The organism is Halovibrio salipaludis, from assembly GCF_002286965.1.
Lineage (GTDB): Bacteria > Pseudomonadota > Gammaproteobacteria > Pseudomonadales > Oleiphilaceae > Halospina > Halospina salipaludis.
The window spans coordinates 198,903-222,768 of the sequence record NZ_NSKD01000003.1; the positions used below are offsets into that span (position 1 = coordinate 198,903).

The following is a 23,866-nucleotide window of genomic DNA, read 5'->3' on the forward strand; positions in this document are numbered from 1 at the left end:
GAGCAGTCATCCTTTCCGGCATTCGCCTCTCGCCGCCGCCATCCTCACTCTCAGCCTCGCAGGCGGGGCCTATGCCCAGAGCGGCGATGGCGATGAGACCACCTTCTCGGCGCCGACCCTGGAGGTCCAGTCCAGTGCGGACGCCTCGGAAGAAGGCCTGAGCCCGGCCTTTGCCGGTGGCCAGGTAGCCGAAGGAGGCCGTTTGGGGCTGCTTGGCAACCAGGACGTCATGGAGACGCCTTACAACTTCACCAACTACACCGAACTCCTGATCGAGGACCAGCAGGCAGCCAGTGTCGGCGAGGTGCTGATCAACGACCCGGCCGTCCGCGTGGCCCGGGGCTTCGGGAACTTCCAGCAGGTCTACCTGGTGCGCGGCCTTCCGGTGTTCTCGGATGACATGACTTACAACGGCCTATACGGGCTGCTCCCCCGGCAGTACCTGGCTTCCGAGTTTATCCAGCGGGTGCAGGTCTTCCGTGGCGCCAATACCTTCCTCAAGGGCGCTGCCCCTGGCGGCAGTGGCCTTGGTGGCGCGGTCAATGTGGTTCCCAAGCGTGCACCGAATTATCCGCTCACCCAGGTCACCACGGGTGTAGAAAGCGGTGGCCACGCCTACGCAGCCGCGGATGTGGCACGGCGCTCTGAGGACGGACGTTACGGTGTACGCGTCAACGCCGCTCGCCGTGACGGGGACACGGCCGTTGACGGTGAATCCCGTGAACTGTCGATGAGCCATATCGGGCTAGATTACCGGGGGGATGACCTGCGCCTCTCGGCGGATCTGGGGTATCAGGACCACCTGATGGACGCGAGCCAGCCGAACATCACGCTTGCTGATGGAGTCGCTGTTCCGGATGCACCCGATGCCTCTGAAAGCGTTGCCCAACCCTGGACCTTTTCGGAATCCGAGGATGTTTTTGGCACCATCCGAGGCGAGTACGACCTCAACGACGCCATAACGACTTGGCTGGCTTTCGGCATGCGCCGTGGCGAGGAGGAAGCGACTTTCGCCAACCCGGAATTTACCCAGAGCAATGGTGACTTCTCTGCAAGTCGCTTCGACAACACACGGGAAGACGATATACAGACCGGAGAGCTTGGTATCAGAAGCAGTTTCCAGACCGGGACTATCGGACACGAGCTGACGCTTTCAGGCTCGACCTACGAGCTTGAATCTAAGAATGCGTTTGTTTTTGGCACCTCGATTAACAGCAACCTCTACGACCCGCAGGACAGGCCTGCGCCTGCTCTGGCATCGGGCACATCTTTTGGAGACCTAGACAATCCAATCGTTACGGAACGCACAGAGCTCTCAAGCGTTGCGCTGGCCGATAAGCTCTCCTTCCTCGACGAAACGGTTCTTCTGACGCTTGGGGCACGTTACCAGCGGATCCAAACTGAAAGCTTCAGTTCACAAACAGGTGCGAAAAATGGCGACTATGACGAGAGTGATATTACGCCATCCCTCGGTGTCGTTTACCGTTATACGCCACAGATTTCCGCCTACGCCAGTTACATTGAGGGGCTGCAGAAAGGAGACACGGTCAGCGCTCAGAACGCGGTCAACTTTGGTGAAACGCTCGAACCCTATGCCACCGAACAGAGTGAGCTCGGGTTCAAGTACAAAGGGAATAACCTTGGCGGCAGTGCCTCTGTCTACTACAGCCGTAAGCCAAGCGCCGAACTGGACAGCAACAACGTCTTTCGTATCTCGGATTATTAGCGAAACCGGGGCGTCGAACTGAACGCTTACGGCAAGGCCACCAGCCACTTGACGGTCCTCGGCGGCGTCAGTTTTCTGGATTCGAAAGTGGACGGTAACGAGGCCATCGGCGCCCCGGATACCCAGGCCAATCTCAACCTGAAATACGACGTCCCTGCCCTACCCGACTTGGCCTTGGACAGCCGTGTGATCTACACCAGCTCCCAGTACGCTGATTCGGCCAACCAGCAGAAGGTCCCTTCCTGGACCCGCCTCGACATCGGCGCCCGCTACCTGGTGCCCATGGGCGAGGATCGTTTGCTCACACTGCGTGCCCGGGTGGAGAATGTGGCGGACAGTGACTACTGGGCTTCTGCAGGTGGAGTCGCGAACTATGAATACCTAACCGTGGGCGCCCCGCGGACCCTGATGGTGTCAGCCACCGTCGATTTCTAGGAGATCCAGCCGCTCATGCAGCAACGGACCATCCGCGTCTGGTCAGGCATCCACAAGTGGACCAGCCTGATCTGCACCGCCTTCATCCTGATGCTCTGCATCACGGGGCTTCCACTGATCTTTCATGATGAGATCGACGAGGCACTGGACACCCAGCAGTGGCAGCCCGCCAACCCCGACGGCGAGCTGCTCCCACTGGACCGGATCCTGTCGATCGCGTTGGAGAACCAGCCCGGCGGCACACCCCTTTTCATGAGCTTCGACAAGGACAGGCCTGTGGTGAACGTCACCACCGGTCCAGCCCCGGATGCGGCTGCCGGTGATATGCATTTCGCCTCCTATGACCGTACCAGCGGGGAAACCGTCCCTGCCCATGAAAACGGTGTTATGGACTTCATCCTCCAGCTGCACACCGACATGTTCCTGGGGCTGCCAGGCATGCTCTTTCTGGGCGCAATGGGCATTCTGCTGTTTCTGGCCATCGTTTCAGGCGTCGTACTCTATGCGCCGTTCATGCGGAAACTGGATTTCGGCACCGTCCGAAAGAGCAAAACGCGCCGCATCAAATGGCTGGATTACCACAACCTGCTTGGGGTGATCACCATCGCCTGGCTGGCCGTCGTGACCCTGACCGGTGTGGTCAATACCCTGTCAACGCCGATACTGGATACCTGGCGGGACCAGTCGCTCGCGGACCTGGCGCAGGGCTACGACGACCAGAGCGTGCCGGAGCCCGGGGAGATGGCCTCTCTGGACTCAGCAGTAAACGAGGCCGTTAAGGCCGCGCCGGACAGAACGCTGCAGTTCGTGGCCTTCCCGGGCGGCATGTGGTCCACGGACTTCCATTACGCGGTCTTCCTGCACGGCAACACCTCCCTGACCCAGCACCTGATCACGCCAGCGCTGATCAACGCCCGCACGGGTGAGTTCGCCGCCATGCGGGAGATGCCCTGGTACGTGAAGACACTGGCCCTGTCCGGCCCCCTGCATTTCGGTGATTACGGCGGGCTGCCGCTGAAAATCCTGTGGGCGGTACTCGATGTACTCACCATCGTAGTGCTCGGCAGCGGGCTCTACCTCTGGGCCTCCCGGCGGCGCCCCGTGACGAGTGAGGTCCGGGCGTCACAGGAAGCGAATTCACCCTCAGTTACCGCAACGCCATGAGCCCGTCAGGCGCAAACCGCAACCGCCGATCCCTCTGGACGATCTTCGCGGCCCCCACCTGGATCGCGCTGGCCAGCCTCATCGGGCTGGCGTCAGCCCTGATGGGGGAAGGTGCGTGGAACCTGATCGCCTGGGCAGGGGTAGGCGTTCCAGTACTCGCCGCAGTCTTTGCACTGCGCTACCGAACCCACTGAACCCGGCTGGTTTCACCTGCCCTTACGCGCCACAACTGAACCCAACACCACCAGCAGTGCCGCAACAGGCAGCTCCCAGCTCGGCGTTGCAAAACCCGCCACTACCAGGAAAAACGCAGCCAGAACGGGCACGCCGTAGGCCAGGCTGCCAACCAGCCCTGTGGGCCCATTGCGGATGGCCACATCCCAGGCAACCATGGCGACGCCGTAAGGCCCCAGCCCCAGGGCCGCGCCGGCGGCAATGCCACTGTAGGGAAAGGCCACGGGTTCCGGTTCAAGGACCACACCCATGACGGCAGCCACCATGGCGGCGATCATGAAGATGGTGGGCATGAACGGGGTCAGCGTTACCGGCGTGTTCTGGCACAGCCAGGAATACAGCGCCCAGCAGCAGCCGGCGGTCAACGCGAAGGCATAGCCGGCGAGATTGCCGGAAAGCCCACCACTCAGCGCCTCTGGCGCCAGCAGCAGGGCCGCGCCACCAAAGGCGATAACCGCCCCTCCAACCACCGGCCCCGACAGCCGGCCCTGAGTGAACCACTGGCTGATCAGCACGAACATGACCGGCCAGGTGTAGGTGATCAGCGCGCCTTCCGCGGTCGGCGCCATTCCCAGCCCGACCAGGTAGGAGCCAACCGCACCCAGAACCAGCAGAGGAATAACCCCATAGATGACCGCCTCAAACCCGGGTGGGATTTCGGCGTTGAAGTTCTTCCCCAGGCTCAGCGGGAGGGCGGCCAGTGCGCCAGCCAGCAGTGTGATGGCCGTCAGCCGCAGTGGCGGGATGGTCGTCGCCAGATCAATCAACAGCGGTGCTGATGCCCAGAGTACAACAGCGAACAGGCCCGCAAGCGGGCCCACGGGCAACGGCATTCTCTGACTGCTCACTACCTGCACGGGCTACCTCCTTTGTCTTTTAAACCCCTCTCAATGACAGGTGCAGTCTATAACCAGCATAATGATCACAAAATCGATTTTAATTGAATGATCCCATCACGGTTTGTGATATATGCGAACGCCCGTACTTGATCTCAACCTGCTCCAGACATTCCTGGCCGTGGCCGACACCGGTACTGTGACAGCCGCGGCCGAACGGCTCAGCTATACCCAGTCAACAGTGAGCATGCAGCTCCACCGCCTGGAGGCCATGCTCGGTGTAACGCTGCATGAAAAGGAGGGTCGGGGGATCCGGTTCACGCCCGAGGGCGAGCGGCTCCTGGGCCATGCCCGCCGACTCCTGACCCTGAACAATGAAGCGATGAACGACATGAAGGCGCGCCAGGTCGCCGGCAGCCTGACCCTCGGCATTCCCGAGGACTATGCCTTTCTACTCACGCCCGCCCTGGCCTATTTCCATCAGATGTACCCCGCCATGCAGCTGAAGGTCATCTGTGGTGCCAGCACGGATCTGGTCCAACAGGTACAGGCCTCCGAGCTGGACCTTGCCGTTGTCACCCGCCAGACTCACTCACCCGGGGGCGAAGTAATCCGCCGGGACCCCCTGGTCTGGGCAGTGGGCGCCAACCAGCAGCCGTCGCTGGTGGATCCCCTTCCCCTGGCCCTGTACAGCCCCGGTGCAGATGTTTTCCGGGAAGTGGCCGAACACGCACTGGGCTCCGCCGGACGGCACTGGCGCCTCGCCTACTCGAGCCAGTCCATGACGGGGTTGATGCCCGTAGTCGTGGCAGGGCTGGCGGTGGTTCTGATCACCCGCGACATGCTCAATCCACAACTCAGAGCCCTTGACGAGAAAAGCGGGCTCCCAGCGCTTCCCTCGGTGGAGATTGCACTGCACCGCGCCCCTGGGCGTCCGTCGGAACCGGCCAGGCAGCTGGCGGAGCTGATACGCGAGCACGTGGGCTCAGAAAAACAGTAGAAATGTGCGTTGACTGCCCCGAGATCCTGCATCGACTCGCGGGGCTGTGTTCCAATGGCACTATTGAATTGGAATCACAAACCAAGATCGGCGTGAACAGGACCCCGATATGCACGAAAGCGCTTCCATCAGCATCGATAACGGCGATGCGGTCATTGATGCGGCCACGCTTGCGGAATGGCTGAATATCGATCTGGAGACACTGACCCACGGCATTGAGTCCGGTGCAGTGCGGACGCTCGTGGAGAAAGGCGAAGGAGAGGACGCTGGTCGGATGCGGCTGACCGCCCGTTACGGCGAGCGACAGGCCTGCATGATCCTGGAGGCGGACGGCCGCCTGACGCCGGCGACGCCCCCTCCGGAGTCCCAGCGCCCCGTGAAACCCTCTCTGATGCAGCTTCTGGACGACTGAGCGCGATTGACCGATCCAGGCGCATTCTTTAGAGATGGGTATGAAGCATCCTGAATGAGGAAAAGGCATGGTTCATGACGATCATCTCCCCGGCACCATGAATGCCATGGTGCTGGAACAGCAGGGTCAGCCGCTACAGCACCGCCAGGTGCCCCTTCCGGAAATTGAAGAGACGGACCAGGTACTTCTGAGGGTGGAGGCCTGTGGTGTCTGCCGGACGGATCTCCACATCCTGGACGGCGAACTCACCGACCCTTCCCTGCCGTTGATTCCGGGCCACCAGATCGTGGGTACCGTGGTGGTGGCCGGTGACCAGGTCAGCGGCCTCCAGGTGGGCGATCGCGTGGGTGTTCCCTGGCTCGGTCATACCGACGGCACCTGCCGTTACTGCTGCCGGGGCCAGGAAAACCTCTGCGAACAGGCCCGGTTCACCGGCTACACCCTGGATGGCGGCTATGCCGAATACGCCCTTGCCTACGCACCCTACTGCTACCCCCTGCCGCCGGAAGCCGAAGCGCTGGATATTGCGCCCCTGCTCTGTGCCGGTTTGATCGGCTTCCGCACATGGCGCCTTGCAGGTGGCGAGACCATCCAGCGTCTCGGTATCTATGGCTTTGGCGCCGCTGCCCATATTCTGTGCCAGATCGCCTGCTGGTACGGCCAGTCCGTGTACGCATTCACCCGACCCGGCGATGAACAGGCGCAGAAGCTGGCGCGGGACCTGGGTGCCGTCTGGGCGGGCGCGAGCACGGAGGATCCACCGGACGTTCTGGACGCCGCACTTGTCTTTGCCCCCGTGGGAGAGCTGATGGTCAGTGCCCTGAAGCACGTGGATCGTGGCGCCAGCGTGGTCAGCGGCGGCATTCACATGAGTGATATTCCCTCATTTCCCTATGGCCTGCTGTGGGAAGAACGCAGCCTGAAATCAACCGCCAACCTCACGCGCGAGGATGGCCGTGCCTTCCTTGAGGTTGCACCCAGAGTCCCGGTGCGGACCGAGGTGCACGCCTACCCGCTCAGCGAAGCCAACCAGGCCCTCGAGGACCTGAGGGAGGGACGGTTCGCCGGTGCGGCGGTACTGACCCCATAGGAGGCTCAGTGTCCATGCCTATACGGTCAGGTGTTGTGACACAATGTCGTCCCCGAGCTCATCCATGGGACCACTTGCAACACTCTGGCCGTTGTTCATGATGGAAAAGCAGTCGGCGGTGCTGCGGGCGAACGCCAGTTTCTGCTCGACCAGCAGCACCGTCATGCCTTCTTCCTCGTTGATGCGGCGGATCACATCACTGATTTCGCGCACAATATTGGGCTGGATACCCTCGGTGGGCTCATCCAGCAGGAGGATCTCGGGTTCCAGCACCAGTGCCCGGGCAATCGCCAGCTGCTGTTGCTGACCGCCTGAAAGATCCCCGCCCCGGCGGCGCCCCATATCCCGAAGCACGGGAAACAGCCGGTAGACCCGCTCCGGAATGCCCTTTGAACGCTTGCCCGCCAGCGGCACCCTGAGATTCTCCTCAACAGTCAACTGCGGGAAGATGTCACGGCCCTGGGGCACATAGCCAACTCCCAGGCGCGCCCGCTGCTGCGCACGCAGGCCGTTGAGTTCCCGCCCCTGCAGGCGGATGCTTCCGGAAGCTACCGGGAGGAGCCCCATGATGCACCGGAGCAGGGTTGTCTTGCCCATGCCATTACGGCCCATCAGGCAGGTGCGGGACCCCGTCTCCACCCGGAGATCAACGGACTTCAGTGTGTGTGAATCGCCGTAGTACTGGTTAAGACCGGTAATCTCAAGCATGTCATTCCCCCAGATAGACTTCACGGACGCGGGCATCGGACTGGATCTCGTCCATACTGCCCTCGGCAAGCACCGATCCCTGGTGCAGCACACTCACGGTCCGCGCGATGGAGCGCACGAAGTCCATATCGTGCTCGACCACCACCACGGAATGCTTTCCCGCCAATGACGTCAGCAGTTCCGCGGTCTTCTCGCTCTCCTGGCCAGTCATCCCGGCCACCGGCTCATCCACCAGCAACAGGCGTGGGTTCTGCATCAGCAGCGACCCGATCTCCAGCCACTGTTTCTGGCCGTGGGACAGGACGCCCGCCGGCGCATGGGCCTGCTCCGTGAGGGAGATCAGTGCCAGCACCTCATCGATGCGGTCCTGCTGTTCACCGTCAAGACGCCAGCGCAGACTCGTCCACAGCCCCCTGGAGGCATGCATCGCCAGCTCCAGGTTCTCGAAAACGGTCAGTTGCTCAAAAACCGTGGGTTTCTGGAACTTGCGGCCGATCCCGGACTGGGCGATCACGTGCTCTGGGAGCTCCAGCAGGTTGAGCCGCTGACCGAACCAGGCTTGGCCCGTGTCCGGGCGGGTCTTGCCGGTGAGCACATCCATCAGGGTCGTCTTGCCGGCGCCGTTAGGCCCGATCAGACAGCGGAGTTCACCGTCATCGATATAAAGGGTCAGGTCATCGAGCGCCCTGAAGCCATCAAAGGACTTGGTCACGCCCTCCACGTACAGGATGGGGCCATGCCGGGTATCCAACGCCGGGCTGGGCGCGGCGTGCTGCAGGAAGGAAAAGACCTCCTCGCGTTTGCCCAGCTCCCTGAGGGTATCCATCATGCTCATTGCTTCGACCTCCCTGCCATCTGTTGACGCAGCCCCATCAGCCCTTTGGGGAGAAAGAGAGTTACCGCGATGAAAAGGCCACCCAGGACAAACAGCCACAGATCCGGGTAGGCTGCCGTGATCCAGGTCTTGAGCCCGTTGACCGTACCGGCACCGACCAGTGCTCCGACCAGGGTCCCTCGCCCACCCAGGGCAACCCAGACGGCCATTTCAATGGAATTGGCCGGAGCCATTTCTCCCGGGTTGATGACCCCGGTCTGGGGCACATAGAGCGCCCCGGCCAGCCCGCAGAGCATGGCGGAAACCGTCCACACAAAAAGCTTGTAGCGCAGCGGATTGTAGCCGGTGAACCGGACACGGCTCTCGGCATCACGGATGGCGACCAGTACCCGCCCCAGCTTGGAGGTAACGATATAGCGGCACAGCAGGTAGGACAGCATCACCGCCACGGCGCTCAGCATGAACAGCACCAGCCGGGTATCGGCCTCACGTACCGAGAACCCGAGCAGCTCACGGAAATCCGTCAGGCCAGTGTTGCCCCCGAAGCCGGTCTCGGTCCGATAGAAGAACAGCATGGAGGCGAAGGTCAGCGCCTGGGTGATGATGGCGAAATAGACGCCACGCACCCGGGAGCGGAATGCGAAGAATCCGAAAACGAGAGCCAGTGCCCCGGGCACCAGAAACACCATCACGGCCGTGAACCAGAAGGACTGGAACGGCACCCAGAACCAGGGCCAGTCATCCCGGCCGAGGAACTGGATGAAGTTGGGAATGGTGCCCGTTTCCATGCGGTTATGGGTCAGGTGCATGCCCATGACGTAACCGCCAAGGGCAAAGAAAGCCCCGTGCCCCAGTGACAGGATCCCGGTATACCCCCAGATCAGATCCAGCGCCAGAGCGACCAGCGCCAAGCACAGAAAGCGCCCGGTCAGGGTCACCAGCCAGTCGGGGATGTACAGGGCGGAGTCCGGCGTCACGAACTGGTTGAGCAGCGGTACCACCACCAGCGCAAGCGCGGTCAGTAACAGCAGAACCGCCCACCCGAACCCGGAGTGCAGACGGGCAAGACGCATTACGAAAGGCTGTCGCATCAACATCACTTCCTCTGTCAGTCGTCGTCGCCAGCCCGGCCCTTAAGGGCAAAAATGCCCTGTGGCCGCCACTGAATGAACACGATGATGGCAACGAAAAGCAGAATCTTGGCGAGAACCGCGCCGGCCACCGGCTCCAGGAATTTCGAGAACACCCCTAGCCCCAGCGCTGAGAACACGGATCCGAGAATGTTTCCGACACCCCCAAGCACCACCACCATGAAACTGTCCACGATGTAGTTCTGGCCGAGCTCGGGGCCCACATTCACGATCTGGGAGAGCGCCACACCCCCGAGGCCGGCCACACCCGCCCCGGCCCCGAAGGTCCACATGTCCACCCGGTTGGCGGAGACACCCAGTGCCGCTGCCATCTCACGGTTCTGCATCACGGCGCGCACCTCCAGTCCCAGCCGTGTCCGGTTCATCACGAACCAGACCAGTGCAACCACAAAGAACGCGAAAGCGATGACACCCACACGCGAGGTGGACAGTGATACCCCCTGCATGAGCTGAACGCTGCCGGAGAACCACTCAGGACTGGCCATCCGTACGTTCTGGGCGCCAAAGATCACCCGTGTTGTCTGCATCAGGATCAGGCTGATGCCCCAGGTCGCCAGCAGGGTCTCCAGAGGGCGGGCGTAGAGAAAGCGGATCACGCCCCGCTCCATCAGGATGCCCACCAGGGCGGTTACCACGAAGGCAGCGGGGATGGCCGCCAGAAGGTAGAAGCTGAACCACTGGGGCGCCATGAGCGCAAACAGGTTCTGGACAATGAAGGTGGTGTAGGCGCCGATCATCAGCAGCTCTCCGTGCGCCATATTGATCACGCGCATCAGGCCGAAGATGATCGCCAGGCCAAGAGCGGCAAGCAGCAGAACACTGCCCATGGAAAGTCCGTAAACCAGGTCACTGAGAAAGCGCGCCGTACTCTGGCGTTCCTCGATAGCCTCAATGGCGTCACGGGCCGCCTCACGGACCGCCGCATCCGGCTCAACCGGATCGCCCTGGGCATCGGTTTCCAGCAGGGACTCGAGCTCGGATTTCATCCGGGCCGATCGAACGTCCGCGATCACCTCAACCGCTTCCAGCCGCTCCTCAGAATCGGAGGCATCCAGCTGCAGACGTGCAATGGCAATGTTGAGCAGGCGCAGCACCTCAGGATTCGACTCCTCAGCACGCAGCTCCTTCAGTCGGCCAAGCATTTCCGGCCTGGGGCGGTCGGCCAGCTCCTCCGCACCCGCCCGCCGGGTGGCCACGTCGTCGGAAAACAGCTGAAGCTGCCCGATCAGCGGGCGTATGCCTCGGCGTATGGCATTGGTCAGGGTAGGCTGGGAAAGATTCTCCGAGGCCACCTCCACGGTCTCCCCCGTAATGGCATCCGAATACTCGCCGGTAGCCGGATCCTCAATCAGAACCCGTCCCTGCTCATCAAAATACAGGCGACGGTCACTCAGCGCCTGCAGTACCGGGAGGGTCTCGGGCGCTGCGAGCGCCTCCAGCTCCTCCACCACATCATTGATCGCCTGCCAGTCATCCGTGGCCAGGCGCTCAACGATGGATGCCGCTTCGCCGGATAATCCTTCCGTACGGGTTTGAGTCTGCTTCTTCTGCTGTTCGGCCAGCTTTTCCGCCCTTTCATCGGCGGACATCCCGTCCGTGTCGGCGACGACAACCGCTGGAACCATCAACAATCCCAACAGGATTGCACCCTTCCAACTCAGTCCACGCATTGAACACTCCTGATCCAGCTGGCCCGGCCAGAGGCCGGGCCAATCCGTCATTCCCTTCAGAGTTCCAGGTCGTATCTGGGTTCCTCGCAGTCACCGCAGACCCAGGGGTAGGTCCAGTCAGCCTTCTTGTCCTCGCTGCCTTCCAGATACTTGCTCCAGGGTTCGGCACGAATCGGGCCGTCGGTCTCCCAGACAGTGGCGAACTGGCCGTCCGGCTGGATCTCGCCAATCAGCACGGGCTTATGCAGGTGATGGTTCTCTTCATCCATGCAGATCTCGTAGCCCGAAGGCGCGTCCACGCACTGCCCCGGTACCGCCTGGCGCACCGCATCCGGGTCGCTGGTGCCGGCCTCCAGAACGGCCTGGGCCCACATGCGGATCCCGATATGGGTGGCCTCCATGGGATCGTTGGTGACCCGGTCACTGCCGCCGGAAAGGTCGTTCTCTTCCACGTATTCGGCCCACCGTTCGGTGAACGCCTCATTTTCGGGAGAGTCCACTGACATGAAGTAGTTCCAGGCGGCGAGATGGCCTACAAGCGGTCCCGCGTCCATACCCCGGAGCTCCTCCTCGCCCACGGAGGTTGCCATTACCGGCACATCCACCGAGTCAACGCCCTGGTTAGCGAGTTCCTGATAGAACGCGACATTGGAATCACCGTTGATCGTATTGATCACAGCGGTCTGGCCGCTCTGGGAGAACCGCTTGATGTCCGAGACCAGGCTCTGGAAATCCGAGTGCTCGAAGGGAAAGTACTCCTCGCGGATGGCGTCGTCTTCAATGCCATTGGCATTGAGGTAAGCGCGCACAATGCGGTTGGTAGTACGCGGAAAGACGTAATCCGTACCCACCAGATAGAACTGCTCGGCACCGCCACCGCGTTCACTCATCAGATAGTCCACCGCCGGCAGTGTCTGCTGGTTGGGAGCAGCGCCGGTGTAGAAGATATGCCGTGAGGACTCCTCGCCCTCGTACTGGACCGGATAGAACATCAGCCCGTTAAGCTCTTCCAGTACGGGCAGAACGGATTCACGCGAGACGGAGGTCCAGGCCCCGAAAATCACATCCACCTCGTCCCGTTCGATCAGTTCACGCGCCTGCTCGGCATAGCGGGGCCAGTCCGAGGCCGGGTCCTTGACCACTGGCTCCAGCTCACGACCAAGAAGCCCTCCCTGTTCGTTGATGTCCTCAATGGTCATCAGGGCAACATCCCTGAGTGACGTCTCGCTGATCGCCATGGTCCCGGAAAGGGAATGGAGGATGCCCACCTTGATGGGGTTGTCCTCGGACTGGGCGACACCGGAGGCGAGCAGGCCACCGAGGGCCAGGCACGCAAGGCCGGTCTTTCTGATTGATCCACGCGTCTTCATTGCAGTCTCCTTGTGGTCCGGCTGAAAGCCTACGCATCGTTGTGCACCCGACCCAATGCAGACGCCATTCCAGCCAACCCGGAATTCCTTCTATTACAGCAACCTGTCTTGTATACAAGAAAAACTGAAAAAGAACGTTATAGATCCGGTGCACCATCCTCAGGCATGCACTGGAAGCTTCCTGCAGCTTCGACAACAACAGAGATAGTCCGCAGATAACTGTATTAGCTGACATTTAATAGCCACACGCAGACACCAAAGCCCCTTCGCCCCACAACTGCACCGTTCTGTCGCACAGCTCCCCATATCAGGGCAGCGTCCGGCCCAAAGCCAATCCGATCAACGCCGAAAATTTATTTCATCTCATTGTTATTACCGCTTTTTATGGCGTTTTACAGGGATGGCACACCGGTTGCTAACACATTCTTGTATACAAGATTGCAACCAAGAGACTCGTCATGGCTTCAACAACCGGATGGACCATCAGGGACTGGCAGGAGGCGTACCGTAATGGCCAGTCACCCCAGGCGCTTCTGGAAGCGCTGCTGGAGGCCGAGGACCCACGCGACCCCGCCTGGATCAGCCTGGCGAGCCGGGAACAGCTGGCCGCCCAGATCGCGACCCTTTCCCCGGAGCAACCACTCTACGGGGTGCCGTTTGCGATCAAGGACAACATTGACGCGTTCGGTTTCGAGACCACTGCGGCCTGTCCGGAATACGGCTATCGGCCCGAGTGCGATGCGGAAGCGGTCAAGGCATTGAAAGAAGCGGGCGCCGTACTGATCGGCAAGACCAACCTCGACCAGTTCGCTACCGGGCTTGTCGGGACACGCTCTCCCTGGGGCGCCGTCCCCAACACCTTCGATGACGCCGTCATAGCGGGAGGGTCGAGCTCCGGGTCCGCCGCGGTCGTGGCCCGCGGCACCGTCCCCTTCTCCCTGGGTACGGACACTGCCGGCTCCGGACGTGTACCGGCAGGACTGAACAATATCGTGGGCCTCAAGCCAACCCGGGGGGCCATCAGCACCCGCGGCGTGGTACCGGCGTGCCGGAGTCTGGACTGTGTCTCGGTTTTCGCCCTGACCACGGCTGATGCCGGCGTAATCCAGAGCTGCCTGGAAGCGGGCGAGAGCACTGACCCCTTTGGCCGCTCCCGCCTGGAATACGGATCCAACCCTGACTGTGCACTGAGGGCACCGGGCCCGATACGACGCCTGGCCATTCCCAGGGATCCGGAATGGTACAGCGACGAGCAGCAACGCGATGCATGGGAGCAGGCCCTGGGCCAGTGGCGGTCCCTGGGCGCTGAGGTGGTGGAGCGGGACTTCACAACGCTCTACGCCATGGCCGCACTCCTGTATGAAGGCCCCTGGATCGCGGAGCGTCACGCCGCAATCAGCACCTTCATGGAGGCGAATGCGGCGGCCATGAACCCGGTAGTCCGGGACATCATCCGCCAGGCGGAGGGGTTCACAGCTACCAATGCGTTCAACGGCCTCTACCAGCAGCATGAGCTGCGCCATGCCCTGGACCAGGAGCTGGCGGCCATCGATGCCCTGCTGGTGCCGACCGCGCCCATCACCCCTTCCCTCAGGGCGGTCGAGGCCGACCCTGTGCACCTGAACGCCCGCCTTGGCCGCTACACCAACTTCGTCAACCTGGCTGACCTTTGCGCGCTGGCGTTACCGGCCGGGTTCCGCGGAGACGGCCTGCCTTTCGGCATCACCCTGATCAGTGGCGCCTGGCGTGACCGGGATCTTCAGGAACTGGGCGCGCAATGGCTCAACCACGCCCCGACACCACTAGGCGCCACCGGACGGGAGCGGCCACCGGAGACGCCACCAGAACCCTCTGCCGGCACGGTCCAGGTAACCGTGGCGGGCGCCCATCTCAGCGGCATGCCACTGAATGACCAGCTGACCGGGCGCGGTGCACGGCTGCTGAAAAGCACAGCAACCGCCCCCTGTTACCGGCTGTATGCCCTGGCCGGCACCACCCCGCCCAAACCCGGCCTGCGACGGGACCCCACCGGCGGCGCCCTGGACGTCGAGGTATGGGCGATGCCCACGGAGCACTTCGGATCCTTCGTCGACCTGATTCCCCACCCACTGGGCATCGGCACCGTCGAACTGGCGGACGGCACCTGGGCCAAGGGCTTCATCTGTGAGGAAGCGGGGCTCGAGGGAGCCACGGACATCACGCATCTGGGGGGCTGGCGCGCCTATATCCAGTCCCTCCGGGAACAACAGGGATAAGGAAAGGAGTAACGCCATGTTTTCAAAGGTTCTTGTGGCCAACCGGGGCGAGATTGCGGTGCGCATCATCCAAAGCCTCAAGCGGCTGGGCATCACCAGCATTGCGGTCTACTCCCATCCGGACCGCCACAGCCAGCACGCCACACTCGCCGATGAGGCCTATCCGCTGAGCGGTGAGAGCGCCGCCGAGACCTATCTCGACACAGAGCGCATTCTGTCCATTGCGCGCGAATCGGGCGCTGACGCCATTATCCCTGGTTACGGGTTCCTCTCGGAGAACGCCGACTTTGCCGAGGCCTGCGCGGATGCTGGCATCCACTTCGCCGGCCCTACCCCGGATCAGATCCGTGAGTTCGGTCTCAAGCACCGCGCGCGGGCTCTGGCCGAAGATGCCGGCGTCCCCCTCGCACCGGGTACGGGCCTGCTGAGCGGCCCCGAAGAGGCGCTGGCGCACGCCAACCAGCTGGGCTATCCGGTGATGCTCAAGTCAACGGCCGGAGGCGGCGGTATCGGCCTCAACCGCTGCGACACCGCGGATGAACTGCGCCTGGCCTTTGAGAGCGTGCAGCGTCTTGGCGAAAGCTTCTTCAATGACAGCGGCGTTTTTCTGGAGCGTTACATCGCCCGCGCCCGCCATGTGGAGGTCCAGATTGTCGGCGACGGGCAGGGGCGTGTGATCGCGCTGGGCGAACGCGACTGCTCACTGCAGCGTCGCAACCAGAAGGTGGTCGAGGAAACACCGGCCCCGAACCTGCCTGCCGGAACCCGCCGCGCCATGCTGGACGCCGCCGTGGCCCTGGGCGAATCGGTGAACTACCAGTCGGTTGGCACGGTTGAGTACATCTACGACGCGGACCGTGACGCCTTCTATTTTCTGGAGGTCAACACACGGCTGCAGGTGGAGCATCCCGTAACCGAATGCGTTACCGGCATCGACCTGGTGGAATGGATGCTGCGCATCGGTGCGGGTGAGTCCCCGGATCTGGATGCGTTCGAGCCACGGTTCGAGGGCGCGGCAATGGAAGTCCGGCTTTACGCCGAAGACCCCCTCAAGGACTTCCAGCCAGCGCCCGGCGAACTCAATGATGTCCACTGGCCGGAAAACGGTGTGCGCATCGACGGCTGGGTTGAGACCGGCACCGAGGTCTCGCCGCACTACGACCCCATGCTGGCCAAGATGATCGTACACGGGCGTGACCGCGCCGACGCACTGACACGCCTGCGCACCGCACTGGACGAAACCCGCCTGCTGGGCATTGCCACCAACCTGGATTACCTGCGCCAGGTTCTGGCGGACCCGGCCTTCAGTGCCGGCGAGGTCGCCACATCATCACTGGATACCTTCGAATACAGACCCAACGTGGTCGAGGTGGTCAAACCTGGGACCTATACCACCGTCCAGGACTGCCCCGGGCGTGTCGGCTACTGGCACATCGGCGTACCGCCTTCCGGTCCCATGGACGACTACGCGTTCCGCCTGGCCAACCGGATCGTGGGCAATGCTCCGGAAGCAGCCGGTCTGGAGTGCACCATCATAGGTCCCACCCTGACCTTTCACCGTGACAGCGTCATTGCCCTGACCGGCGCCAGCACGGACGCGGAGATCGACGGCACCCCCTGTCCCTTCTGGGAACCGGTAACCGTGTCGGCGGGCCAGACCCTGACCGTGGGCCGGGCGACCACGGGCTGCCGCACCTACCTGGCCGTGCGTGCCGGCTTCGACGTGCCCGAATACCTGGGCAGCCGGGCCACCTTTGCCCTCGCCCAGTTCGGCGGTCACGGGGGCCGGCCACTGCGCACCGGGGATACCGTCCCGCTCAACCAGCCGGAACTGCCTGCCTGCACCACCGCCGCGCCCGAAACCGCGCCCGCCCCGGCGGATCCCGCGCTGATTCCAGAGTACCCCGACCACTGGCAGATCGGCGTGCTCTACGGCCCGCATGGCGCACCGGACTTCTTTACCCGGGACTCCATCACCCGCTTCTTCGATACCGCCTGGGAAGTCCATTACAACTCCAACCGGCTGGGCATCCGGCTGAACGGACCTCGCCCGGAGTTCACCCGGACCGACGGCGGCGAAGCAGGCCTCCACCCCTCCAACATCCACGACTGCGAATACGCCATCGGCAGCATCAACTTCACCGGCGACATGCCTGTGATCCTGACGCGGGACGGGCCCAGCCTGGGCGGCTTTGTCTGCCCGGTCACCATCGCCAGCGCGGAACTGTGGAAGGTGGGTCAGGTCAAACCAGGCGACACCATCCAGTTCGTCGCCATGGACATGGATACCGCCATGGCCCTGACCCAGCAGCGGGAAGACACCATAGCGACTCTACAGCACCAGCCAGAGCCGGCGTGGCAGCCCCCGAGGCTGGAGCCCGAAAAGGAAGCCTCCGCCACCATCCTGGCCTCCCTGCCGGAGTCCGATACCGGGCCCGCCGTGTGCTACCGCCAGGCCGGCGACAACTACATACTGATGGAGTACGGGCCCAACGTTATGGACCTGGGCTTCCGCCTGCGCATTCACGGCCTTATGGAAGCGCTGGAGGATCGGGCCCTGGAAGGCCTCCTGGAACTGTCACCGGGGGTGCGTTCCCTGCAGCTGCGCTACGACCCGCACCGTCTGCCGCAGTCATCCCTGATCCAGACACTGCTGGACATTGAGCAGACACTGCCGGCAACGGATGAACTTACGGTCCGCAGCCGGGTGCTGCACCTGCCCATGGCGTTCGAGGATACCGCTACCCTGGAGGCCGTGGACAAGTACCGCCAGTCCGTACGTGATACCGCGCCCTGGCTGCCCAACAACGTGGACTTCATCCAGCGCCTCAATGGCCTGGAACACCGGGATGAAGTCCGGGAGGTGCTCTACAGCGCACGCTACCTGGTGCTGGGCCTGGGAGACGTCTATCTGGGCGCCCCCTGCGCCGTGCCACTGGATCCCCGCCACCGGCTCATGACCTCCAAGTACAACCCGGCCCGGACCTGGACAGCAGAGGGAACCGTGGGCATCGGCGGTGTCTACATGTGCATCTACGGAATGGATTCACCCGGGGGCTACCAGCTGGTTGGGCGCACCCTGCCCATCTGGAACAAGCACCTCAAAAATCCCCAGTTCGAAGCCGGCAAGCCCTGGCTGCTGCGGTTCTTCGACCAGGTTTCCTTCTACCCGGTCAGCGAGGAGGAGCTGCATGAACTGAGGGATCAGTTCCGCGCCGGCGAGCTAACCATCCCCATCGAGGAGGAAACCTTCGAGCTCGTCTCGCACAAGGCGTTCCTGGAAGAGTACGCGGATTCAATCGCTCAGTTCCGGGAACACCAGCGGGCCGCGTACCATGAGGAGGTCGCCCGCTGGAAGGAAAGCGAGGACCGGGCCGTGGAAGCGCTCCATGACGCCAACAACCGCCCGGCAACGGATGAGCTGGAGGCGCTTGGCGAACTGGTGAGCGCCGAGATCGCGGGTAACATCTGGAAGTGCCTGGTGCAGCCCGGGGATACCGTTGCCTTGGGGGATCCCGTGGTCATTGTGGAAGCCATGAAAATGGAGTTCGAGATGACGGCGCCCGACAGTGGCCGCATCAGTGCGATACACTGTGAGCCGGGTAAAGCTGTCTCACCGGGCGCCCCTCTGGTGAGCATTAAAACCGATTCCTGAGCAGGCGATGACCCCCAATGGCGGAATCCGGCGCCCCCACACAGCGCGAAAGCATGGCCGACCGGATCTATCAGGCGCTCAAGGAGGATATCTTTGAGTTCCGCCTGATCCCTGGCGACAAGTTCAGTGAATCCGACATCGCGCAGCGGCTTTCGGCCAGCCGCACGCCGGTTCGCGAGGCGCTGTACCGGCTGGAGCGCGAAGGCTATGTGGACGTGCTTTTCCGCAGTGGCTGGCAGATACGGCAGCTGGATTTCAAGCAGATCGAGGAGCTCTACGACCTGCGCATTACCCTTGAACGGGCCGCGATGCACAAGATCTGCCGCCTGGATAAGCCGCCGCCCGCGCTGCGGCTGCTCAACGACATCTGGAACCCGGATGCCCCTTCTGAGAGGGCTTTCGGCAGCACGGTGCGCGCCCTGGATGAGAGCTTCCACTGTGAGCTGGTGGCGGCAGCCGGCAACGACGAAATGACCCAGGTCCACCAGCGGATAACGGACCGGCTGCGCATCGTCCGGCGGCTTGATTTCACCCGGCCCGACCGGATCGATGCCACTTACCGGGAACACGCCGAAATCCTGCAGGCACTGATCGCCAACAATCCCGGTGAGGCCGCGGAGAAAATGACCGCCCATATCCGTACCAGCCAGGAGGCCGTCAAGGGCATCTCACTGGAGCGCATCCGGGAGGTCTCGCAACAGCATCGGCGCCGGGAACCAGGTTGCCCTTAGGTTTCAGGCCCAATCTGCCCCCAACCGGGGCACACCCCTCTAAGCTGCACCAAGATGGCGCGCCCGATTCCCGACCACGACAGCATCAGATCCCCCAGGCTACTGTCATTAAAGGTTTTTCCATAGGTGGCACTGTGGTTGCAATCTAACATACAGGAATCAGATGACTGAGCGGCGCTGTGCTGCCCGGTCCGTTCCAAGACAATCTCAAATGGACAGCTAGGGTTCCGGCCACACCGACGTGGCGTCTGGTCCGAGAGCGGTCGACCTTCTGAAGGTTACACGGCGGGACAAAAGCCCGGGAGGATACAGGCTGAACAGCCATCTGATTCCTCCCAGTCCACCGTCAGGAGGCTCGACATGCGATCCAAGCTGCTTACCGCACTCCCCTTCATTGCCGCCGCCGGCATGCTGCCCGGCACCGCCCTTGCAAAAGACGAATTCAGTGTCTGCTGGTCCATCTATGTGGGCTGGATGCCCTGGGATTACGGCGATGCCGAAGGCATCGTTGATAAATGGGCTGACAGGTACGACATCGAAATCGACGTGGTCCAGATCAACGACTACATCGAGTCCATCAACCAGTACACCTCCGGCCGCTTCGACGGCTGCACCATGACCAACATGGACGCGCTCACCATCCCGGCCTCGGGCAATGTCGACTCCACTGCACTGCTGGTGGGCGACTTCTCCGACGGCAATGATGGCATCGTCATGAAGAACGAGGATGACCTGGCCGAGATCGAGGGCAAGCGCGTCAACCTGGTGGAACTCTCTGTCTCCCACTACCTGCTGGCGCGGGGCCTGGAGTCCGTAGGGCTGTCCGAGCGTGATATCGAGGTCGTCAACACCGCCGACGCGGATATTGTCTCAGCCTTCGCCACGCCCGACGTCAGTTCCGTGGTTACCTGGAACCCGCAGCTCAGCTCCGTGCTGGAACAGCCCAATGCCAACCTGGTTTTCGACTCCTCCCAGATCCCGGGCGAGATCATGGACCTGATGGTGGTCAACACGGAAACCCTGGAAGCCAACCCGGAGTTCGGCAAGGCCCTGACCGGCGCCTGGTACGAGATCATGGCCCGCATGCAGGGCGATGACGAAACGGCCATTGAGGCCCGTACCCATATGGCGAATGCCGCGGGCACCGATCTTGAGGGCTACGAGGCCCAGCTGGAGGCGACCAACATGTTCCATGACCCCTCCGAAGCGGTGGATTTCACCCGTAGTGACCAGCTGCTGGAAACCATGCAGAACGTGGCCGAGTTCTCCTTCCGTCATGGTCTGCTCGGCCAGGGTGCGCCCAGCGCGGAAGCCGTGGGCATCGAGACACCGTCCGGGACCTACGGTAACGAAGGCAACGTGAACCTGCGCTTTACGGACAAGTACATGCAGCAGGCCGCGGACGGGGAACTCTGACCCCACCGCCTCCAACGCATGCCGGCTCTCCGGAGCCGGCCCGTTTTCCCGCTGACGGGCTGATCCCATGAAGAAACTGATCAACCGGCAACCCAATCGCTATGCCCGCTGGTTCCTGGGGCTGCTGCCGTTTGCGCTGCTTCTGGCCATCTACATCGGCGCCTCCTCGGCGCGCCTGGCGGAAAACCCGGATGACCCCCTGCTGCCCTCACTGACCCAGATGGCTGAGGCGGTCGAACGCATGGCGTTTGAACCCAGCAAGCGCTCCGGCGACTACCTGCTGCTCCAGGACACCCTGGCGAGCCTTCAGAGGCTTGGTATCGGCATTGGTTTTTCCGCCGCGCTGGCCCTGATATTCGGTATCGCCAACGGCGCCATTCCCTATGTGCGAGCAACGCTCTCGCCTTTGGTCGTGGGCGTCTCCCTGGTACCCCCCATGGCCATACTGCCGATACTGTTCATCGTGTTCGGGCTGGAGGAACTGGCCAAGGTCATGCTGATCATCATTGGCGTGACACCCTTCATGATCCGGGACATGCAACAGCGGACCCTTGAGATCCCCGAGGAGCAGATCATCAAGATGCAGACGCTCGGGGCCAACACCTGGCAGACCATCACCCGCCTGATGCTACCCCAGATCATGCCACGGCTGCTGGCCACCACGCGCCTGGCCCTGGGCACCGCCTGGCTGTTCCTGATCGCCGCCGAGGCCATCGCCGCCACCGAGGGGCTGGGCTACCGCATCTTCCTGGTGCGGCGCTACCTCTCCATGGACGTGATCCTGCCCTACGTCCTCTGGATCACGCTGCTGGCGCTGGTGATCGACTTCCTGCTCAACCGCTGGTCCAGGTGGCGTTACCCCTGGTTCCACGCAACCGGCCAATAGGGGGCGCAACCATGGCCATGATCGAGATCCGCAACCTGTGGAAGGAATTCGGCGAGGACGTAGTGCTGGAGCGGCTCAACGCCTCCATCGAGGCACGCGAGTTCGTCACCGTGGTGGGCGCCTCCGGCTGCGGCAAGACCACTTTCCTGAAAATGCTGCTCGGCACCGAGACGCCCACGCGCGGCGAGCTGCTTCTGGATGGCAAGCCGATCCCGGAAGAGCCGGACGCCACACGCGGCATCGTCTTCCAGCGCTACTCCGTGATGCCGCACCTGGATGCCACCGGCAACGTCATGCTCGCCGGCGAGCTGGAAGCCAGCCGCTGGCTCGGGCGTGTCTTCGGCGCCCACCGGCGCCGGCTCCGGGATGACGCCATCGCCATGCTGAAAGAGGTGGGCCTGGAACACGCCCTCGACAAGTACCCCCACGAACTCTCCGGCGGCATGCAGCAGCGCCTGGCCCTCGCCCAGGCACTGATCAAGAAACCCCGGATCCTGCTTCTGGACGAGCCCTTCGGCGCCCTGGACCCCGGCATCCGCCGGGACATGCACGAACTGGTCAGCCGTCTGTGGCGCGAGCAACAGCTCACGGTCTTCATGATCACTCACGACATTGAGGAAGGCTTCGCGCTCGGCACCCGCCTCTGGGTCTTCGACAAGGAACGCCTGGACCCGCAGGCGCCGGAAGCCTACGGCGCCCGCATCACCTACGACCTCGCCGTGGGCCGCGACGACACCGGCGTGCTGGACGACATCAATGCCGACGTGGATGCCACCGCCCGAACCATCGACACCCAAACCCCGCAACCGACAGGAGAACACTCATGAGTCGACTCCTCTACGACTACACCCTGCCCGGAGGCCACCACTGGTCCTTCCGCATGCGCCGCAACACCGGCCTGCGCCTGACGGACGTGGAAGGCGGCGGCAACCTGGCCCTGCTCGTGTTCAACCCGGAAATGCTCATGGAGCGCTACAACGCGCCCGATACCATGAAGGCCCAGGAGACCTTCCGCCTGACCCAGGGCCACTGCCTCTATTCCGACATGGGGCGTTGTATCGCCTCCATCGTCGAGGACGACTTCGGCGGCCACGACTCCGCCTGCGGCACCCTGGCACGGGGTGCCTGTTACGAGCGCTTTGGCCGCTGGTCCTTCCAGGAATACATGAATGAATGGTGTTTGAGCGGCGAGGAAAGCTTCCTCACCGAACTGACCAAGTACGGTCTGGGCGAACGCGACCTGCATGCCAACCTCAACCTGTTCAGCCGGGTGGAAACCGATGACGCCGGCAACATGCGCTACGTGGACAGCCACAACCGCCCCGGCGCCAGCGTGACCCTGCGCTTCGACATGGATGCCCTGGTGATTGCGGCGACCAGCCCGCATCCGCTGAACCCGGCCACCAAGTACCCGAAGAAGCCCATCCAGGTGGAATTCCTGAAGACCGACCCGGTCACGCCCGATGACGAATGCGTGAACGCCCACGCCACCAGCCGCCGGGCCATGGAAAACACCCGACTCTATTACCTGGACGACCCCGTCCGCCTGACCGATGCAGGAGGTGCCTGATGCTGACCGAAAGCTTCCGCCAGACCCATGATGCCCGCTACAGCCAGCGCATCGGCGCCGGCGACTACTTCATGCGCACCGTCAAGGCGGGCTCGACCGTCCGCATCACCGACGTGGACGGCAACGAAGCCGCCGACACCCTTTTCTACAGCGCTCTGGACCCGGCCGAACGCTACAGCGCCAATGACACCGTGCGTGAACAGGGCAATGTCTACCTGGGCACCGGCAGCGTGCTGCGCTCCAACCGCAACAACCCGATGCTGGAGATCATCGCCGACACCTGCGGCCGCCACGACACCCTGGGCGGTGCCTGCTCCTCCGAGAGCAACACCGTGCGCTACGCCCACGACCGCCGTTGCATGCATTCATGCCGGGACAACTGGATGAACGCGATCCAGGAGAACGAGCACTTGGGCGTCACCAAGCGCGACATCGCGCACAACATCAACTTTTTCATGAACGTGCCCATCACCCCCGAGGGTGGACTGAGCTTTGCCGATGGGATTTCTGGTCCGGGCAAGTACGTGGAGATGAAGGCGCTGATGGATGTGATCGTCCTGATCTCCAACTGCCCGCAGCTCAACAATCCCTGCAGTGGCTTTGATCCCACGCCGTTGGAGATTGCGGTCTGGGACAGCTGAAGAACCGTTGAACGCCACCCGGGGACGACCTCGAAGGGGCCGGAACAACCAGGCGGGACGACCCGCAAAAGCGAGAACAGG

19 protein-coding genes, 1 pseudogene and 1 riboswitch are annotated in these 23,866 nt (G+C 62.7%); of the genes and pseudogenes, 14 read left to right on the forward strand and 6 right to left on the reverse strand.

Annotated elements, in window-relative coordinates:
• Positions 1 to 229 precede the first annotated feature (229 nt).
• The 3 genes and pseudogenes from CK501_RS08620 (at position 230) to CK501_RS08630 (ending at position 3,519) form a co-directional block, all read left to right on the forward strand.
• Positions 230 to 2,161: pseudogene (locus CK501_RS08620) on the forward strand (TonB-dependent receptor).
• 15 nt (positions 2,162 to 2,176) lie between these two features.
• The gene (locus CK501_RS08625; RefSeq protein ID WP_095617336.1) at positions 2,177 to 3,325 is read left to right on the forward strand and encodes a PepSY-associated TM helix domain-containing protein; all 1,149 of its coding nucleotides are present in this window, start codon (positions 2,177 to 2,179) and stop codon (positions 3,323 to 3,325) included.
• On the forward strand, positions 3,322 to 3,519 hold the full coding sequence (locus CK501_RS08630; protein WP_095617337.1) for a hypothetical protein: 198 nt from the start codon (positions 3,322 to 3,324) through the stop codon (positions 3,517 to 3,519). Before CK501_RS08625 ends, CK501_RS08630 begins: the two co-directional genes overlap by 4 nt.
• A 12-nt stretch (positions 3,520 to 3,531) precedes the next feature.
• On the opposite strand, the gene CK501_RS08635 is transcribed toward CK501_RS08630, so the two are convergent.
• On the reverse strand, positions 3,532 to 4,416 hold the full coding sequence (locus CK501_RS08635; RefSeq protein WP_095617338.1) for a DMT family transporter: 885 nt from the start codon (positions 4,414 to 4,416) through the stop codon (positions 3,532 to 3,534).
• A gap of 112 nt (positions 4,417 to 4,528) precedes the next feature.
• Between CK501_RS08635 and CK501_RS08640 the strand changes: the two genes are divergently transcribed.
• From CK501_RS08640 to CK501_RS08650, 3 genes are all read left to right on the forward strand, one after another.
• On the forward strand, positions 4,529 to 5,395 hold the full coding sequence (locus CK501_RS08640; RefSeq protein WP_095617339.1) for a LysR substrate-binding domain-containing protein: 867 nt from the start codon (positions 4,529 to 4,531) through the stop codon (positions 5,393 to 5,395).
• A gap of 109 nt (positions 5,396 to 5,504) precedes the next feature.
• Positions 5,505 to 5,807 (forward strand): DUF6522 family protein, encoded by a 303-nt coding sequence (locus CK501_RS08645; protein ID WP_095617340.1) that lies wholly within the window; start codon positions 5,505 to 5,507, stop codon positions 5,805 to 5,807.
• A gap of 67 nt (positions 5,808 to 5,874) precedes the next feature.
• Entirely contained in the window at positions 5,875 to 6,897 is a 1,023-nt protein-coding gene (locus CK501_RS08650) for a zinc-dependent alcohol dehydrogenase family protein (RefSeq protein ID WP_233128876.1), read from the forward strand.
• Between the two features lie 18 nt (positions 6,898 to 6,915).
• Here the strand turns inward: CK501_RS08650 and urtE are convergent, their stop codons facing one another.
• From urtE to urtA, 5 genes are read right to left on the reverse strand one after another with little or no spacing between them, the layout of a single operon-like run.
• Complete coding sequence (gene urtE / locus CK501_RS08655; protein WP_095617341.1) at positions 6,916 to 7,605, reverse strand: urea ABC transporter ATP-binding subunit UrtE; 690 nt, start codon at positions 7,603 to 7,605, stop codon at positions 6,916 to 6,918.
• A gap of 1 nt (position 7,606) precedes the next feature.
• Complete coding sequence (gene urtD, locus CK501_RS08660) at positions 7,607 to 8,431, reverse strand: urea ABC transporter ATP-binding protein UrtD (protein WP_095617605.1); 825 nt, start codon at positions 8,429 to 8,431, stop codon at positions 7,607 to 7,609.
• 5 nt (positions 8,432 to 8,436) lie between these two features.
• A complete protein-coding gene (urtC, locus tag CK501_RS08665) occupies positions 8,437 to 9,537 on the reverse strand; it encodes an urea ABC transporter permease subunit UrtC (protein WP_408607571.1) in 1,101 nt (366 codons plus the stop codon).
• 11 nt (positions 9,538 to 9,548) lie between these two features.
• The gene (urtB, locus tag CK501_RS08670; protein ID WP_095617606.1) at positions 9,549 to 11,261 is read right to left on the reverse strand and encodes an urea ABC transporter permease subunit UrtB; all 1,713 of its coding nucleotides are present in this window, start codon (positions 11,259 to 11,261) and stop codon (positions 9,549 to 9,551) included.
• Positions 11,262 to 11,317: 56 nt separating this feature from the next.
• The gene (gene urtA / locus CK501_RS08675) at positions 11,318 to 12,631 is read right to left on the reverse strand and encodes an urea ABC transporter substrate-binding protein (protein ID WP_095617343.1); all 1,314 of its coding nucleotides are present in this window, start codon (positions 12,629 to 12,631) and stop codon (positions 11,318 to 11,320) included.
• Between the two features lie 458 nt (positions 12,632 to 13,089).
• Between urtA and atzF the strand changes: the two genes are divergently transcribed.
• The 8 genes from atzF to CK501_RS08715 all read left to right on the forward strand — a co-directional run bounded on the left by atzF (position 13,090) and on the right by CK501_RS08715 (position 23,785).
• On the forward strand, positions 13,090 to 14,886 hold the full coding sequence (gene atzF / locus CK501_RS08680; protein WP_095617344.1) for an allophanate hydrolase: 1,797 nt from the start codon (positions 13,090 to 13,092) through the stop codon (positions 14,884 to 14,886).
• Between the two features lie 16 nt (positions 14,887 to 14,902).
• The gene (gene uca / locus CK501_RS08685; protein ID WP_095617345.1) at positions 14,903 to 18,541 is read left to right on the forward strand and encodes an urea carboxylase; all 3,639 of its coding nucleotides are present in this window, start codon (positions 14,903 to 14,905) and stop codon (positions 18,539 to 18,541) included.
• 17 nt (positions 18,542 to 18,558) lie between these two features.
• Positions 18,559 to 19,272: a GntR family transcriptional regulator gene (locus tag CK501_RS08690; RefSeq protein ID WP_095617346.1), complete on the forward strand. Its 714-nt coding sequence runs from the start codon at positions 18,559 to 18,561 to the stop codon at positions 19,270 to 19,272.
• A gap of 208 nt (positions 19,273 to 19,480) precedes the next feature.
• A riboswitch (guanidine-I (ykkC/yxkD leader) is annotated at positions 19,481 to 19,579 on the forward strand.
• A 53-nt stretch (positions 19,580 to 19,632) separates the two neighbouring features.
• On the forward strand, positions 19,633 to 20,688 hold the full coding sequence (locus CK501_RS08695) for a putative urea ABC transporter substrate-binding protein (protein WP_095617347.1): 1,056 nt from the start codon (positions 19,633 to 19,635) through the stop codon (positions 20,686 to 20,688).
• A 67-nt stretch (positions 20,689 to 20,755) separates the two neighbouring features.
• Positions 20,756 to 21,574: an ABC transporter permease gene (locus CK501_RS08700; protein WP_095617348.1), complete on the forward strand. Its 819-nt coding sequence runs from the start codon at positions 20,756 to 20,758 to the stop codon at positions 21,572 to 21,574.
• An 11-nt stretch (positions 21,575 to 21,585) separates the two neighbouring features.
• Positions 21,586 to 22,401, forward strand: a complete 816-nt coding sequence (locus tag CK501_RS08705; RefSeq protein ID WP_077531012.1) for an ABC transporter ATP-binding protein — start codon at positions 21,586 to 21,588, stop codon at positions 22,399 to 22,401.
• Complete coding sequence (locus tag CK501_RS08710; protein WP_095617349.1) at positions 22,398 to 23,144, forward strand: urea amidolyase associated protein UAAP1; 747 nt, start codon at positions 22,398 to 22,400, stop codon at positions 23,142 to 23,144. The genes CK501_RS08705 and CK501_RS08710 overlap by 4 nt, the downstream gene beginning before the upstream one ends.
• Positions 23,144 to 23,785 (forward strand): urea amidolyase associated protein UAAP2, encoded by a 642-nt coding sequence (locus tag CK501_RS08715; protein WP_095617350.1) that lies wholly within the window; start codon positions 23,144 to 23,146, stop codon positions 23,783 to 23,785. The genes CK501_RS08710 and CK501_RS08715 overlap by 1 nt, the downstream gene beginning before the upstream one ends.
• The last annotated feature ends 81 nt before the right edge of the window (positions 23,786 to 23,866 follow it).